Below are 14,307 nucleotides of genomic sequence, written 5' to 3'. Positions count from 1 at the left end.
AACGATAGGCGTCCGCGGCGAACGGTGGGTGGTTGTCCGTGCTACTGGTCGGCGAAGAGCTGCACCTGGTACCCGTCCGGGTCCTCGACGGCGGCGTACCGCTGGTTCCACGGTGCGTCGAAAGGTTCCATGGCACTGGGACTTCCGGCGGCGACGAGTTCGGCGTGGACCTCGTCGACCACCGCCGGTGAGGCGCACCGCACGCACAACGTGGCGTTCTGCCCGGGTTGCTTGACCCAATCGGGTTCCATCGTGCGGATCACGTCCACGCTGTCCCACATCAGGCGCATCCCGCCGGGCAGGAGGGCCTCGACGTGCGGCTCGTGCTCGGCACCGTCGGGGATGTCCAGGCCCAGGCGGCGGTAGAAGGCGAGGGAGGCGGCGAGATCTTCGGTCACCATACCGATGGCGTCGAAACGCAGTCGTTCAGTCATGGCAGCACCGTATTCGCCGCGACCGCCCGCGGTCTTGAACGTTTCGGACATACTCGAGGGGTGTACAGCGAGCGTCCCGCCTCGATCCCCGGAGCGGTCCGCTGGCGCTCGACGGGCAGTGCCGCACCGGCGCTGATCCTGCCCGACGGCTGCATGGACGTCATCGTGATCGACGGCGCGCCGATCGTCGCCGGGCCGGACGCCGTCGCGGCGCGAGTGGCCGGGAACGACGGTGCGCGGATCGACGGGCTGCGGTTCCCGCCGGGGATGCTGCCGCAGCTGCTCGGCCTCGCCGCCGACGAGCTCACCGGCGCGCGGGTCGCCCTCGCCGAGGTGCTTCCGCACCGCCGGATGGTGCTCTCCGCCGATCCGGAGGAGATCGCGGCGGGCCTGCTGGACGGGGTCGACCTGGATCCGCGGATCACCGGCATCGCCGCGCGACTCGGCGCGGGACGCCCGGTGAGCGCCATCGCATCCGAGGCGGGGCTCGGCGAGCGCGCCCTGCACCGGCTGGCCCAGCGGTCCTTCGGCTACGGCCCCAAGACGCTCGCGCGGATCCTGCGGTTCCAGCGGGCCGTGGCCGCGATCCGAGGCGGTGGTCCGCTGGCGGCGGTCGCGGCAGCGGCGGGCTTCGCCGATCAGGCGCACCTGACCCGGGAGGTGCGGGCGCTCACCGGGACCACGCCGCGGGAACTGCGCGCTACCAGTTGATGCCGGGCAGCCGGTTGATCGTCTTGCGGGCGATGCGGCGCAGGCCCTGATCGCCCGAGATCCCGAACAGCGGGCTGGCGACCGCGGTCGAGAGGTCCTTCGCGCCGTCCTTGGTGGCGGCCAGTTTCCCGCGGGGCGCGGGCGGCGCCTCCACCTCGATCACCTCGGCGCCCCGCTCGCGCCCCTCCGCCGCAGCGGATTCGGGGAACAGCAGGTAGCCCTGGTGCTGTGCGGCCGCGGAGATCCGCGGCGAGAGGAACTGTCCGAACTGGGCGAGCGTGCCCAGCGGGGTGTCGATCCGCCGCGGCCGCTCGACGATGGCGCGCACCACGATCTGTCCGGCCTTCTCGACGGGCAGCGCCATCGCGTTGTCGTAGCCGTCGGTGGGCTCGATCATCCGTGTGCGGGTGAGCGGCATGTGGATGTTGGTGAAGGTCACGTGATCCGACATGGTCTCGGACGCGGTTATATCGCTGAACGCCTCCAGCGCCGACTTCGACGCCACGTACGCCGCGAACCGCGGACCCCGCACCTGCACGCCGATCGACGAGACGTTCACCACGTGGCCGGATTTGCGGGCGCTCATGTGCGGCAACAGTTCCAGGATCAGGTACACCGCGCCGAAGTAGTTCACCGCCATGGTGCGCTGGTAGTCGTGGGCGCGGTCGACGGAGTTGATGGTGGCCCGCCGGATCGACCGGCCGGCGCTGTTGACCAACACGTCCACGTGACCGTGTTCGGCCAGGATCTGCTGCACGGTGGTGCGCACGGCCTCGGGATCGGTCACATCACAGGGGTAGGCGCGGACGATGCCCTTCGGCACGCCGGGCACCCCCGGTTCGGCCTCGATCTCCGCGACCGCATCGGCCAGGTCCTCCGGCTTGCGGGCCACGATGAAGACGTTGGCGCCCTTGCGGGCCGCCTGCTTCGCGGCCTCCTTGCCGATGCCCGAGGAGCCGCCCGTGAGCAGGATGTGCTTGCCCACCAACGGTCCCCGCGGATCGTCGCGCCGGTTGCGGGACGGATCGAGGTGCTCAGCCCAGTACCGGAAGATGCGGGGGCCGTAGGACTTGAGCCGCGGCAGCCGCACGCCGAGCCGGTCCAGCGCCGCATGCGTCGCGGCGGAATCGAAGCGGGTGTTGAAGAACGGGTAGTCGAGCACCGACGGCGGGATGCCCAGCTGCCGGGCCACGGTGTCGCGCAGGGCGCGCACCTCGTTGCGGCGGCCCACCCGCGCGGCGAACTCGCCGAGCGGCGCGCCCGGCAGCGAGACCGTCTTCGGCCCCGAGAAGGCGGGCGCGACGGCGTCGTAGACGGTGGTCATGCTCTGGCCCTTGGGGTCGGCCAGGTGGTACACGGTGCCCGGTTCCTGCGGTGCGGTGACGAGTGCGACCAGCGCCGCGGCCACGAAATCGACCGGCACGATGTTGGTGTAGCCGAGGTTGGCGAAGGGGACCCGCAGGTGGTGCGGGATGGTGCCCATCAGCCGCAGGAACGGGAAGAAGTAGTACGGCCCGTCGATCTTGTCGCTGGCGCCGGTCACCGAATCGCCCACCACGATCGACGGCCGGTACACCTGCCACGGCACGTCGGACTCGCGCACCAGTTTCTCGGCCTCGAACTTGGTGCGGTGGTACGGGCTGGGGAACTCCTGCTCCACATCGAAGTCGGTCTCGGTGAAGCGGCCCTCGAAGTTGCCGGCCACGGCGAGGGAGGAGACGTGGTGCAGCGTGGCGCCGAGCGCACGGGCGGCCTCGATCACGTTCCGGGTGCCCTCGACATTGGTCAGCTGCTGCGCCTCCTCGGGGGCGTCCATGTCGTACAGGGCGGCGAGGTGGATCACGTGGTCCACGTGCTCGGGCAGATCGCCCGGTGCGATGCCGAGTCCGGGCGCGGTGACGTCGCCGGCCACCGGGACCACCTGGGGTGCCGATTCGTGGCCGAGATCGGCGATGAGGCGCTCGAACCGGGGCAGCGACTGATCACGGACCAGCACGTAGATCGTGGCGTCGCGGTCGGCGGCGGCGAGGCGTGCCACCACGGCGCGACCGATGAAGCCGGTCCCGCCCGTGACGAAGTAGCTGGCCATGCCCTGCAACCTACTTTCCGTGGCGGCCGTCGACAAACGGTTCGCGACCGCGCTCACCCCCTGATTATCACGGTGCGGCGAGCGGCGCCACCACCGCCGTCGTCAGGGCCACCAGGTCCGACGGTGCCAGCTCCACCTCCAGACCGCGCCGCCCGGCGGAGCAGAAGACGGTCTCGAAGGTGAGCGCGGTCTCGTCGATCGCGGTCGGCAGCCGCTTGCGCTGGCCCAGCGGCGACACCCCGCCGAGCACGTAGCCGGTCACCCGCCGCACGTCGGCGGGATCGGCCATCGCGGGCCGGTGCAGGCCCAGCGCGGTGCCCGCGGCCTTGAGGCTGAGCTTGCCGGAGGTGGGCACCACGGCCACCGCGAGCTGCTTGCCGTCGCTGATCACCAGGGTCTTGAAGACGCGTGCCGGGTCGTGGCCGAGCGCCTGCGCGGCCTCGCCGCCGAAGGACTCCGCGCGCGGATCGTGCGTGTACTCGTGCGTGGCGAACTCGACCCCCGCGGCCTGCAGCGCCGCGATCGCCGGCGTGGCCGCGGCGTTCTTCTTCCCCATGCGGCCGATCCTAGTGACCGCCGGGAACAAGCCCGGCCGCGCCGCTGTTGCAGCATTCGTGAGTGCAGGTAGCGGAGCAGCGGTGCTCGACCGACCGGTAGCCTTCGGAGGCATGACGGACGGCGACATCACGGATGTGACCGAGCTGGACCAGGCGCAGGGCGATACCGAAGCCGAGGTCGAGTCGGAGGAGCAGCTCACGGCCCGGTTCGAGGCCGAGGCGCTGCCGCTGCTCGATCAGCTGTACGGCGCCGCGCTGCGGATGACCCGCAACCCGGCCGACGCCGAGGATCTGGTGCAGGAGACCTACGTGAAGGCCTACAGCGCCTTCCGCAGCTTCCGCAAGGGCACCAACCTCAAGGCCTGGCTGTACCGGATCCTCACCAACACCTACATCAACGGCTACCGCAAGAAGCAGCGGCAGCCGGCGCAGTACCCCACGGACGAGATCACCGACTGGCAGCTCGCGGCCACGGCGGAGCACAGCTCCACCGGCCTGCGCTCGGCGGAGATCGAGGCGCTGGACGCGCTGCCCGATGACGAGATCAAGGAAGCGCTCGCGAAGCTCCCGGAGGACTTCCGCATGGCGGTGTACTACGCCGATGTGGAGGGCTTCCCGTACAAGGAGATCGCCGAGATCATGGGCACGCCGATCGGCACCGTGATGTCGCGGCTGCACCGCGGCCGGCGGCAGCTGCGCACCGAGTTGGAAGGGGTCGCGCGCGAGCGCGGCTTCCTGCGGGACGGCACCGCTGCCGACGGCGGCGCCGATCAGGAGGTTGAGAAGTGACGTACTCGTCGGACGGCAATCCGGACCTTGAGCTCGACTGTTCCGCGGTGATGGCCGATATCTGGCTACTCCTGGACAACGAGTGCGATACCGAGGCCAAGGCCCGGCTCAAGGCGCACATCGACGGGTGCTCGCAGTGCCTGTCGCACTACGGGATCGAGCAGCAGATCAAGGCGCTCGTGGGCCGCAAGTGCGGCGGCGATCGTGCCCCCGAGAGCCTGCGCGAGCGCCTCACCATCACGCTCCGCCATACCGAGGTGCGGTTCCGCTCCGAGTAGTACTCAGCACACAACGAGGGCCCGTCGGCGATACGCCGACGGGCCCTCGTTCATGTGAAGCTTCGAAACCTGAGCGGGTCAGGAGTTCGGACGCTTGCCGTGGTTGGCAGCGTTCTTCTTGCGCGCGCGCTTCTTACGTCCACGCTTTCCCATGGCGGTCTCCTTCCTGGCCTCGGACATCGCAGTACCCGCTATTGTTTCACGCGGCAGCACGAGACGACAAAAAGGCGGTCGCATGGCATCCCTCGCCGACCTCCTGGCGATCCACACGGATCTGCCCGGACGCGCGGCCCGGCACCTGCAGCGGATCGTCGCCGAGTGGCAGTTGCTCGCCGATCTGTCCTTCGCCGACCTGCGGCTTTGGGTGCGCGAGGACTCGGCCGAGAGTGATTCCCGCGAGCCCGGATACGTGTGCATCGCGCAGTGCCGGCCCAACACCCGGCCCACCGTCTACGACACCGACGGCATCGAGGTCACCGTCGAGCCCTGGCAGGCGCCCACGCTGCACGCGGCGTACGAGGGCGGCGTGGTGGTCCGCGGCGTCACCCCCACCTGGACCGGGCCGGTGCGGGTGCGCCGCCAGGCGGTGCCCGTGCTGTGGAAGGGCGAGGTGATCGCGGTGCTCACCCGGGACTTCAACGTGACCCATCCGCGCACGCCCAGCCCGCTGGAGGTGGCCTACACCGAGTGCGCCGACGACCTCTCCAAGATGGTGGCCGAGGGCGCCTTCCCGGAACCGGAGGATCACCCCACCGGCGAGGCCTCGCCCCGCGCGGGCGACGGCTTCATCCGCCTCGACCCCGAGGGCACGGTGGTCTTCGCGAGCCCGAACGCGCAGTCGGCGTACCGCCGGATGGGGGCCTTCACGGATCTGGAGGGCAGCGTGCTCGCGGAGCTGTCCGCGCAGTTGGTGGGGGACCGGTTCGAATCCGAGGAGCTCACCGACGCGCTCGACGGTGCGCTGGCCCGGGGCGACGGTGCCCGCCTGGAACTGACGACCGGCGGCGTCACGGTGGTGCTGCGGGTGCTGGGCCTGCGTCCGGGCGGCCGTCCCGCGGGGGCGGTGGTGCTGCTGCGCGACGTCTCCGAGCTCAAGCGGCGCGACCGGGCGCTCATCTCCAAGGACGCCACCATCCGGGAGATCCACCACCGGGTGAAGAACAATCTGCAGTCCGTCTCGGCGCTGCTGCGCCTGCAGGCCCGCCGCACCCGCAACGACGAGGCCAAGCGCGCGCTGTTCGAGTCGGTGCGCCGGGTCGCGTCGATCGCTCTGGTGCACGAGACGCTGTCGATGAGCGTCGACGAGCAGGTCGACATCGACGGCGTGGTCGACCGGCTGATCCCGATCATGGCGGATGTGGCGCCCGCCTCGGGCGGTGCCACGGCCGCCGTCACGGTGCTGCGCCGCGGCGACTTCGGGTTCCTCGACGCCGATCGGGCCATGCCGCTGGTGATGGTGGTCACCGAGCTGATCCAGAACGCGATCGAGCACGCCTACGGGGTCGGCGAGACGGGCACCGTCGAACTGCTGGCGGACCGGTCCACCCGGCGGCTGGAGGTGATCGTCCGGGACGACGGTGCCGGCCTGCCCGAGGGATTCGCGCTCGGCGACTCGGACCGGCTGGGGCTGCAGATCGTGCGGACGCTGGTCGCGTCCGAACTGGGCGGCGAGATCACGCTGGCGGCCGGACCGTCCGGCGGGACCGATGCGGTACTGCGGGTACCGCTGCAACCGGCCTGATCGTCACCGCCCCCCCGGACACGAGAAAGCCCGGCGGCCTGTGGCCACCGGGCTTTCTTCGAGTACAGCTGTCAGACAGCGGTGCGCGTACGGGTGCGCGCGTTGCGACGCTTGAGCGCGCGGCGCTCGTCCTCGCTCATGCCGCCCCACACGCCGGCGTCCTGGCCCGACTCGAGCGCCCACGAGAGGCACTCGGCGGTCACGGGGCAGCGGTTGCAGACCAGCTTGGCGTCCGCGATCTGCGCGATGGCCGGACCGCTGTTACCCACGGGGAAGAACAGCTCGGGATCCTCGTCGCGACAGATGGCCTTATGGCGCCAATCCATGTCAGTACTCTCCTTCGGGCGCGCGTGCACCACTCGTAAGTTCTCGGGCTGTTAACGCGGAGTGAACCGAACTGTTTCCGCGCTGTTACGTTTCAAATATTTCCACGTTCTCAGCAGGAGTCAATAGATTCCGGCTCGGAGGTGGGGGATCTCACAGCGGGGGCGGTGAGATCCGACCTGCGGGCGGTGTACTACACTGCTGCCGGTTCGGCGGACTGCCCGCAAGAATAACCGCACAAGCTGCATGTTTGCAATGCTTTTCTTACAACCGTGAGGTAGGCCGCAATCGCGGCGATTCCGATCCGGTCAGTGCGAGCGCTTCGGCCGCCCCGGGAATCGGTCAGCGGACCCGGGGGAGCGGTGGCAGGTCGGCCACCACGCGGATGCGCTCCGGCGAGTACCAGAACCGGATGTCGGTGCGGTCGCCGAGGTGATCGCCGTCCACCTGCGCGGGGACCGGGACCGCGCTGCTGATGCGCAGTTCCCGCAGGTCGTCGTGGCGGATCAGGTGGCGCACCTTCGGCCCCTTGGTCCGCCGCGCGGACAGCATCTGCCGCACCAGCATCAGGTTCGGGATCGTGCGCATGCTCCGCGACGCGAAGACCCCCAGGCCGGTGCCGTAGTCGGTGCCCGGATTGGTGAACACGGCGCGGTTGTTGAGGAAGGTCCACGGGCTGGCGTTGGAGACGAAGGCGAAGTGCACGCCGTCGGTGTCCTCCCAGGTTCCGGGCTCCTCGCCGGGTAGGTGGACGGTGAGCTGCGGTTCGCGCCGCGCCGCGGAGAAGAAGGTGCGGATGGCGGTGCGCACGTACCGCGCGGGGGTGGCCGCCTTGCCCTTGTCGCGCAGGGCCTCCATGTTGGCGATCACCTCGGCGTCCACGCCGACGCCGGCGTTGAACAGGAACCAGCGGTCGTCGGCGCAGCCGAGGCCGATGGTGCGGAAACTGCGGCGCTCCAACAGATCCGTGAGGTGCACGGTGGCCTGCTCGGGCTCGCGCGGCACGGCGAGGGAGCGGGCGAAGACGTTGGCGCTGCCGCCGGGGATCACCGCGATCGCGGGCAGCTCGTCGGCGGGGGCGGGCGGCGGACCGTCGGGCATGCCCTCGCGTCCGAGGATGCCGCACACCACCTCGTTCACGGTGCCGTCGCCGCCGTGCACGATCACCAGATCGGTGCCGTCGGCCCGCGCCTGCGCGGCCAGCTCGGTGGCGTGGCCGCGCTGTTCGGTCTGCACCAGGGTGATGTCGAGCTTGGCGGACAGGGCCATCGCCACCAGGTCGCGACCCGCCGGGGTGATGGAGGTCGCGTTGGGGTTGACGATCAGCAGGGCGCGCACATCGCTCAGCGTACCCAGGCGGACCGATACCCTGGGCCGGTGACTTCCTCCCAGGGCGGGCGCCGCTCCGCCGCCAGCAGCACCCGTGCTCATCAATCGGGTGCGACCCGCACCGCCGCCCCGGGCACCGTCCGTGCCGCGGGCGTCATCGTCGGTCTCGAGGGGATCGTCGCGCTGGGCTGGGGCCTGGTCGAGCTGGTCCGCGGCATCACCGGTGCCGCGGAGAGCAGCCGCGGCGCCTACGGCATGGCCTTCTGGATGCTGCCGATCGGTGCGGCGGTGCTGGCGGGCGGGATCGCGCTGCTGCGCGGGCAGCGGTGGGGTCGCACGCTGGGCGTGCTCACCAACCTGTTGCTCGGCTTCGCCGGGATCAGCGGCGCCTTCTCGCAGGGGCGGCCCGAGGTCGGCGTCCCGATGATCATCGTCGCGGTGGTGGTGCTCGGCCTGCTGTTCAGCCCGCCCACGGTGGCCTGGCTGGAGGGCGAGTACCGGCGCGAGCCCGCCGAGTAGCTCAGCGCCCGCCGTAGCCCACGGCGTCGTAGCCGGTGCGGCCGAACTGGTGCAGCTGCGGCACCCCGTCGTGGTCGTAGCCGAAGATCGACGCCGAGGCCGGGAGCACCGGCAGGTGCCGCCCGAACCGCGGGTCGGCGTCCAGGAACCGCGCGGCCAGCACGCGGCCGATGTGCCCGTGCGCCACCAGCACCACGTCGCCGTCGGCCATCGCGGCGCGCGCCTTCGCGATCACGTCGTCGGCCCGTGCGGCCACCGCGTCGATCGACTCGCCGCCGGGGATCGCGGCGTCCCACACCGTCCAGCCGGCCACGTCCTGCCGGATCTCCACGCTGGTCAGGCCCTCGTAGTCGCCGTAGTCCCACTCGGCCAGCTCGGGTTCGACTCCGGTCACCGTGAGGCCCGCCAGTTCGGCGGTGCGGGCGGCCCGCGTGCGCGGGCTCACCCAGACCGTCGGTGACTGCAGCCGCAGCGCGGCGATCACCGGCGCGAGCGCGCGGGCCTGCTCCTCGCCGGTCTCCGTGAGCGGCACGTCCGTGATGCCGGTGTGCCGCCCCGTGCGCGACCACTGCGTCTCGCCGTGGCGGATGTACACGAGGCGGTGCTGCGGTGCATTACTCATCGCACCATCGTGGCGCACGACTGGGTAGGGTCGCACCATGACCGGTCTCACCGCCTCCGACGGCGCCCCGTTCGTTCTCGCCGTCGCGAACCAGAAGGGCGGCGTGGCCAAGACCACCACCGTCGCCAGCCTCGGGGCCGCCCTGGCCGAGCTCGGCGCCCGCGTCCTCGTGGTCGATCTCGACCCGCAGGGCTGCCTCACCTTCTCGCTCGGCCACAACCCCGACCGGATCCAGCACAGCGTGCACGATGTGCTGTTGGGCGACAAGACGATCGACGAGGTGCTGCTGGACACCGAGGACGGCGTCACGGTGCTCCCCGCCACGCTGGATCTGGCCGGCGCCGAGGCGCTGCTGCTCATGCGGGCGGGCCGGGAGTACGCGCTCAAGCGGGCGCTCACGGAGGTCGCGGACCGGTTCGACGTGGTGCTCATCGACTGCCCGCCGAGCCTGGGCGTGCTCACCCTCAACGGCCTCACCGCCGCCGATGCGGTCGCGATCCCGCTGCAGTGCGAGACCCTCGCGCACCGCGGCGTGGGGCAGCTGCTCAAGACCGTGCGCGATGTGCAGGCCATCACCAATCCGGAGCTCACGATGCTCGGCGCGATCGCCACGCTGTACGACGCGCGCACCACGCACAGCCGCGACATCCTCGCCGATGTCGCCGATCGTTACGAGCTGGCGGTGTTGTCGCCGCCGATCCCGCGCACCGTGCGGTTCGCGGAGGCGAACGCGGCCGGGCGCACGGTGCTCGCGGGCCGGAAGAACAAGGGCGCCACCGCTTATCGGGACCTGGCGCAGAGCCTGCACGCCCACGTGCGCGACGGTGCGCCGCTGGTCACCTGGGAGCCCGAGACCGTCTAGGCTCTCGGCCCCTATGCCGCGGCGTAGGCCTGTACGCGCGTGCCCCACTGCGCCACCAGGCTCTGGCCCGCGAGGGTGAGGAGCACGGGGCCGCCGGTGTATCCGGGGCGGTCCACGGTGACCAGGCGCACCTGGTTGCGGCCGATCAGGTCGTAGGAGGCCAGCGCGGTGGGTCCGGGCACCACGATCTGGCCGCCCACCAGCGCGCCGGGTCCGAGCGTTCCGGGGATCACCATCTCGGCGGCGAGGGTCGTGGTGTCGATCACCACGGTGGACGTGCCGGTGTAGAAGGACGCGATGCCCGCTTCGGCGACCACCGGGACATCGCGCGGGGCGCCGCCGGGTGGCGTCGTGATGTCGACCGAGCGCCGCACGTCGCCGCGGTAGCCCACGGTGACCACGCGGGCCGGTTGGCCGTCGTGCGCGGGCACGTAGGCCACGGCGCCCTCGCGGGAGGCGGTCAGCAGGCGCGGCGCGTCGGCCTCCGAGGTCGTGGCGGTGCCGAGCGTGGGCGCCACCACCGAGGAGGTCTCCTGCGGCCGGTCGGCGTCCTTGGGGGCGGAGCCGATCACGGTGAGCCGCGGGTTGGGCTCGGTGGGGCAGCTCTCCAGGATCACCACGGACGGGCTGGCGGGGAGCGCGGAGCCGATGGTGCAGCCGGAACGGGGCTGGACGCCGGTGTTGACGGGCACGTCGGGGCGGCCGTACTGGACGGTGAGCACCAGGTCCGAGCGGAAGACGTCCACCCGGCGCGGTCCCTGGGTGACCACGTAGCTGCCGTCGCTCGCCAGGTTCACCTCGGCGTCCTGCTGTCCGGACCGGGTGTACTTGCGCTGCCCGGTGCCGGGGTCGAGGGCGGTGATCTCGCCGCAGCCGCGGGCGTCGGGGTAGTAGGCCAGCACGAGGCCGGCGTTGGAGGTGAGGCCGCAGGTGTCCCGGTCGCGTTGGTAGCGCCAGTTGCGCTTCCCGGTCAGCGGGTCGAGCCCGGAGACCTCACCGCCGCGGGCGGTCACCACGCTGCCCGCCATGCTCAGCGCGGGCCGGTCGGCCTCGGCCTCCCAGATCGGCCGCAGCGCGGCGGGCAGCTCGACCAGGGGCGTGGGCACCGCCGACGGTGCCGGGCCGGTCTCGCTGACCGTCTTGCGGGCGGAGCTGAAGTTCCACGCCGCCGCACCCGCGAGCAGCACCGCGACCACGATCGCCGCCACCACGGCGAAGTCGGTTCGGGTCCGGCGCTCGGGTTTCACCACGGCACCGAGCGTAGCGGGAGGGACTTACGGAGCGGCGAAGCCGACCGAGCGGTTCTCGTTGGTGCCGATCTCGACGTACGCGACGCGGGCCGAGGGGACGAGGTACTGCTTGCCCTTCTCGTCGGTCAGCGCGAGGACCTCGGAGCGGCCCGCGAAGGCGTCGCTGACGGTCTGCTTGACGTCCTCGGCCGAATCCTTGCTCTGCACCACGAGTTCGCGGTTCGAGTCCGCGATACCGATCTTGATCTCCATGCCACGAGGTTATCCGCCCGTGGGGCCGCGCGGCGCGCCGGTTCTGCTGACAGCAGTCAGCCCAATCCGAGGGCGGTCATCCGCTCGGCGTGGCGGGTCTGCAGCGACTCGAAGAACTGGGCGATCCCGGGCAGGTCGGCGTCGGATTCGAAGATCAGCGCCGACAGCTCGTCGCGGGTCGCCAGCACCTCCTGGGCCTGGGTGATCGCATCGGACAGCAGCCGGCGGCCCCACAGCGTGAGCGGCGAGCGCAGCGCGGGATTGGCGGTGATCGCCGCGCGGACGCGGTCCACGACGAAATCGGATTCGCTGGTGTCGGCGAGCACCTCGCGGACCGCGGCGGAGGCGTCGGCGGGGAGGGCACGCGCGATCTCCGAGTAGAAGTCGGCGGCGAGGCCGTCGCCGATGTAGGCCTTGACCAGCGCCTCGTTCCAGTTCCGCGGGGTGGTGCGGGCGTGGTACCGGGAGATCACGGGCTGGAACGGGGCGGTGGCCTCGACCACGTCCTCGCCGCGCAGCTCCAGCTGGGCGGCGAGCTTCTCGAAGTTGCGCATCTGGGTGGCGGCCATGGAACCCACGGCGATCCGCCCGCGGAGGTCGGGTGCCATCTCCGACTCCTTGGCGAGGCGTTCGAAGGCGGCGAGTTCGCCGTAGGCGAGCACCGCGAGCAGCGCCGTGACGCCGGGGTGTTCGTCGGTCGATCCCGGGGTCCGCGCCTGCTCGCTCATGCTGCTCATGCTAGAGCCACGGGCCGGGCGGGGTAGCATGGACTGCAGCGATCGTTTCGATCGCCGGTATGTTGTGCGCGCACTCCGCCCGCCAGGGCGTCGAGGAGACCTTCAATGGCCCGAAACAGTGCGCGCGAGAGAAGAAGACGCGACGCTATTCGCCGCCGTTGAAAGGCTGAAACCATCACCACCGCATCGAACAACGACATTCACACCGAGCCCGCCGCCGCGGAGGGCCTGCCCGACGTCCACGTGATCGGCGACGATCACGTCTCGCCCAGCTTCGCCGAGCTCGGCGTCGACCAGGGCATCGTCGACGCCCTCGGCAAGCGCGGCATCGAGCGCACCTTCGCGATCCAGGAGCTCACGCTGCCGCTCGCGCTGGCCGGCAACGATCTCATCGGCCAGGCCCGCACCGGCATGGGCAAGACCTACGGCTTCGGCGTTCCGCTGCTCAACCGCCTGGTCACGCAGGCCCGCGCCGATGTCGGTGAGGACGGCCTCCGCGCGCTCGACGGCACGCCGCGCGCGCTCATCATCGTCCCCACCCGTGAGCTGTGCGTGCAGGTCACCGACGATCTGGCGCAGGCCTCCGACGGTGTCCGCGTGCAGACCACCAAGGGCGAACGCGACCTGAAGATCACCTCGATCTACGGCGGCCGCCCGTACGAGGCCCAGATCGAGGCGCTGCAGAAGGGCGTCGACGTGGTCGTCGGCACCCCCGGCCGCCTGCTGGACCTGGCGAACCAGGGCCACCTGGTGCTCGGCAAGATCCAGATCCTGGTGCTCGACGAGGCCGACGAGATGCTCGACCTGGGCTTCCTCCCCGATATCGAGCGCATCCTCACCATGGTCCCCACCGACCGGCAGACGATGCTGTTCTCGGCCACCATGCCCGGCCCGATCATCACCCTGGCCCGCACCTTCCTCAAGCAGCCCACGCACGTGCGGGCCGAGCACCACGACGATTCCGCGGTGCACGAGCGCACCACCCAGTACGTCTACCGCGCGCACGCCCTCGACAAGGTCGAACTCGTGGCGAAGGTGCTGCAGGCCGAGGGCCGCGGCGCCACCATGATCTTCACCCGCACCAAGCGCACCGCGCAGAAGGTGGCCGACGAGCTGGCCGAGCGCGGCTTCAAGGTCGGCGCCGTGCACGGCGACCTCGGCCAGGTGGCGCGCGAGAAGGCGCTCGGCAAGTTCCGTGACGGCACGATCGACGTGCTGGTCGCGACGGACGTCGCCGCCCGCGGCATCGATATCGACGATGTCACCCACGTGATCAACTTCCAGTGCCCCGAGGACGACAAGACCTACGTGCACCGCATCGGCCGCACCGGCCGCGCGGGCAAGACCGGTATCGCCGTCACCCTGGTCGACTGGGACGAGCTGCACCGCTGGCAGCTCATCGACAAGGCACTCGGACTCGGCCAGCCCGAGCCCGCGGAGACCTACAGCTCCAGCGAGCACCTCTTCACCGACCTGGGCATCGATCCCAAGGTCAAGGGCAGCCTGCCCGGCGTGCGCAAGCGCGCCGAGGGCGAGGTCGTCGAGCGCAAGCCGCGCGAGAAGCGCGAGCCCCGCGCCCGGACCCGCACGCGCACCCGCGGCGGTCAGAAGTCCGACGGTGCCGAGGCCACCCCGCAGGCGAGCGCGCCCGCGGGCGATGCACCCGCGGCGGCCCAGGGCGAGGGCGACGAGGCCGCGCCGCGCAAGCGTCGCCGTCGTCGTCGTTCCGGCGGCGCGAAGACCGAGGGCGCCGCGCCCGCCGAGACCGCGGGCGAGTAGCCACCCACAGGTCCACCGAACGACGGACCCCGCG

17 protein-coding genes are annotated in these 14,307 nt (G+C 71.2%); 7 read left to right on the top strand and 10 right to left on the bottom strand.

Annotated elements, in window-relative coordinates; translation table 11 throughout:
• Positions 1–41: 41 nt before the first annotated feature.
• Positions 42–434 (bottom strand): VOC family protein, encoded by a 393-nt coding sequence (locus ABD108_RS02510; RefSeq protein ID WP_343929150.1) that lies wholly within the window; start codon positions 432–434, stop codon positions 42–44.
• Between the two features lie 60 nt (positions 435–494).
• Between ABD108_RS02510 and ABD108_RS02505 the strand changes: the two genes are divergently transcribed.
• Positions 495–1,145 carry a helix-turn-helix domain-containing protein gene (locus ABD108_RS02505; protein WP_343929149.1) on the top strand — a complete coding sequence of 217 codons (651 nt, stop codon included), beginning with the start codon at positions 495–497 and terminating at the stop codon, positions 1,143–1,145.
• Here the strand turns inward: ABD108_RS02505 and ABD108_RS02500 are convergent.
• Together ABD108_RS02500 and ybaK are read right to left on the bottom strand one after the other, a co-directional pair.
• Positions 1,135–3,234 (bottom strand): SDR family oxidoreductase, encoded by a 2,100-nt coding sequence (locus ABD108_RS02500; RefSeq protein WP_343929148.1) that lies wholly within the window; start codon positions 3,232–3,234, stop codon positions 1,135–1,137. The two genes, ABD108_RS02505 and ABD108_RS02500, sit on opposite strands and share 11 nt — an antisense overlap.
• A gap of 67 nt (positions 3,235–3,301) precedes the next feature.
• Positions 3,302–3,790, bottom strand: a complete 489-nt coding sequence (gene ybaK / locus ABD108_RS02495; protein WP_220656223.1) for a Cys-tRNA(Pro) deacylase — start codon at positions 3,788–3,790, stop codon at positions 3,302–3,304.
• Between the two features lie 112 nt (positions 3,791–3,902).
• On the opposite strand from ybaK, the gene ABD108_RS02490 reads away from it, so the two are divergent.
• Both ABD108_RS02490 and rsrA read left to right on the top strand, forming a co-directional pair.
• Positions 3,903–4,580, top strand: a complete 678-nt coding sequence (locus ABD108_RS02490; protein WP_304941235.1) for a sigma-70 family RNA polymerase sigma factor — start codon at positions 3,903–3,905, stop codon at positions 4,578–4,580.
• Complete coding sequence (gene rsrA / locus ABD108_RS02485; RefSeq protein ID WP_220656222.1) at positions 4,577–4,858, top strand: mycothiol system anti-sigma-R factor; 282 nt, start codon at positions 4,577–4,579, stop codon at positions 4,856–4,858. Before ABD108_RS02490 ends, rsrA begins: the two co-directional genes overlap by 4 nt.
• A gap of 78 nt (positions 4,859–4,936) precedes the next feature.
• On the opposite strand, the gene ABD108_RS22115 is transcribed toward rsrA, so the two are convergent.
• Positions 4,937–5,011, bottom strand: a complete 75-nt coding sequence (locus ABD108_RS22115) for a 50S ribosomal protein bL37 (RefSeq protein ID WP_370452957.1) — start codon at positions 5,009–5,011, stop codon at positions 4,937–4,939.
• A gap of 82 nt (positions 5,012–5,093) precedes the next feature.
• Here ABD108_RS22115 and ABD108_RS02480 point away from each other — a divergent pair, with 82 nt between their 5' ends.
• Positions 5,094–6,599 carry a sensor histidine kinase gene (locus ABD108_RS02480; RefSeq protein ID WP_305109921.1) on the top strand — a complete coding sequence of 502 codons (1,506 nt, stop codon included), beginning with the start codon at positions 5,094–5,096 and terminating at the stop codon, positions 6,597–6,599.
• A gap of 71 nt (positions 6,600–6,670) precedes the next feature.
• On the opposite strand, the gene ABD108_RS02475 is transcribed toward ABD108_RS02480, so the two are convergent.
• The gene (locus ABD108_RS02475) at positions 6,671–6,925 is read right to left on the bottom strand and encodes a WhiB family transcriptional regulator (protein ID WP_013125780.1); all 255 of its coding nucleotides are present in this window, start codon (positions 6,923–6,925) and stop codon (positions 6,671–6,673) included.
• Between the two features lie 340 nt (positions 6,926–7,265).
• The gene (locus ABD108_RS02470) at positions 7,266–8,261 is read right to left on the bottom strand and encodes a diacylglycerol/lipid kinase family protein (RefSeq protein WP_343929147.1); all 996 of its coding nucleotides are present in this window, start codon (positions 8,259–8,261) and stop codon (positions 7,266–7,268) included.
• Positions 8,262–8,300: 39 nt separating this feature from the next.
• Here ABD108_RS02470 and ABD108_RS02465 point away from each other — a divergent pair, with 39 nt between their 5' ends.
• Positions 8,301–8,771 carry a hypothetical protein gene (locus tag ABD108_RS02465; protein WP_220656219.1) on the top strand — a complete coding sequence of 157 codons (471 nt, stop codon included), beginning with the start codon at positions 8,301–8,303 and terminating at the stop codon, positions 8,769–8,771.
• Between the two features lies 1 nt (position 8,772).
• Here the strand turns inward: ABD108_RS02465 and ABD108_RS02460 are convergent, their stop codons facing one another.
• Positions 8,773–9,393 (bottom strand): histidine phosphatase family protein, encoded by a 621-nt coding sequence (locus ABD108_RS02460; RefSeq protein ID WP_343929146.1) that lies wholly within the window; start codon positions 9,391–9,393, stop codon positions 8,773–8,775.
• Between the two features lie 37 nt (positions 9,394–9,430).
• Between ABD108_RS02460 and ABD108_RS02455 the strand changes: the two genes are divergently transcribed.
• Entirely contained in the window at positions 9,431–10,255 is an 825-nt protein-coding gene (locus ABD108_RS02455) for a ParA family protein (protein ID WP_343929145.1), read from the top strand.
• A gap of 11 nt (positions 10,256–10,266) precedes the next feature.
• Here ABD108_RS02455 and ABD108_RS02450 read toward each other — a convergent pair whose 3' ends face one another.
• The 3 genes from ABD108_RS02450 to ABD108_RS02440 are packed head-to-tail and all read right to left on the bottom strand — an operon-like array spanning position 10,267 to position 12,485.
• Complete coding sequence (locus ABD108_RS02450) at positions 10,267–11,505, bottom strand: Rv3212 family protein (RefSeq protein ID WP_343929144.1); 1,239 nt, start codon at positions 11,503–11,505, stop codon at positions 10,267–10,269.
• 24 nt (positions 11,506–11,529) lie between these two features.
• Positions 11,530–11,757 (bottom strand): DUF3107 domain-containing protein, encoded by a 228-nt coding sequence (locus ABD108_RS02445; RefSeq protein ID WP_220656215.1) that lies wholly within the window; start codon positions 11,755–11,757, stop codon positions 11,530–11,532.
• Positions 11,758–11,813: 56 nt separating this feature from the next.
• Positions 11,814–12,485, bottom strand: coding sequence for a ferritin-like fold-containing protein (locus tag ABD108_RS02440; protein ID WP_220656214.1), 672 nt, complete (start codon positions 12,483–12,485; stop codon positions 11,814–11,816).
• A 207-nt stretch (positions 12,486–12,692) separates the two neighbouring features.
• Here ABD108_RS02440 and ABD108_RS02435 point away from each other — a divergent pair, with 207 nt between their 5' ends.
• Positions 12,693–14,273, top strand: a complete 1,581-nt coding sequence (locus ABD108_RS02435) for a DEAD/DEAH box helicase (RefSeq protein WP_220658434.1) — start codon at positions 12,693–12,695, stop codon at positions 14,271–14,273.
• Positions 14,274–14,307 lie beyond the last annotated feature (34 nt).

It is taken from the genome of Tsukamurella strandjordii, assembly GCF_039525985.1.
Taxonomy (GTDB): Bacteria; Actinomycetota; Actinomycetes; order Mycobacteriales; family Mycobacteriaceae; genus Tsukamurella; species Tsukamurella strandjordii.
Note: the sequence above shows the minus strand (reverse complement) of the source record. Positions and strands in the feature narration are given on the sequence as shown.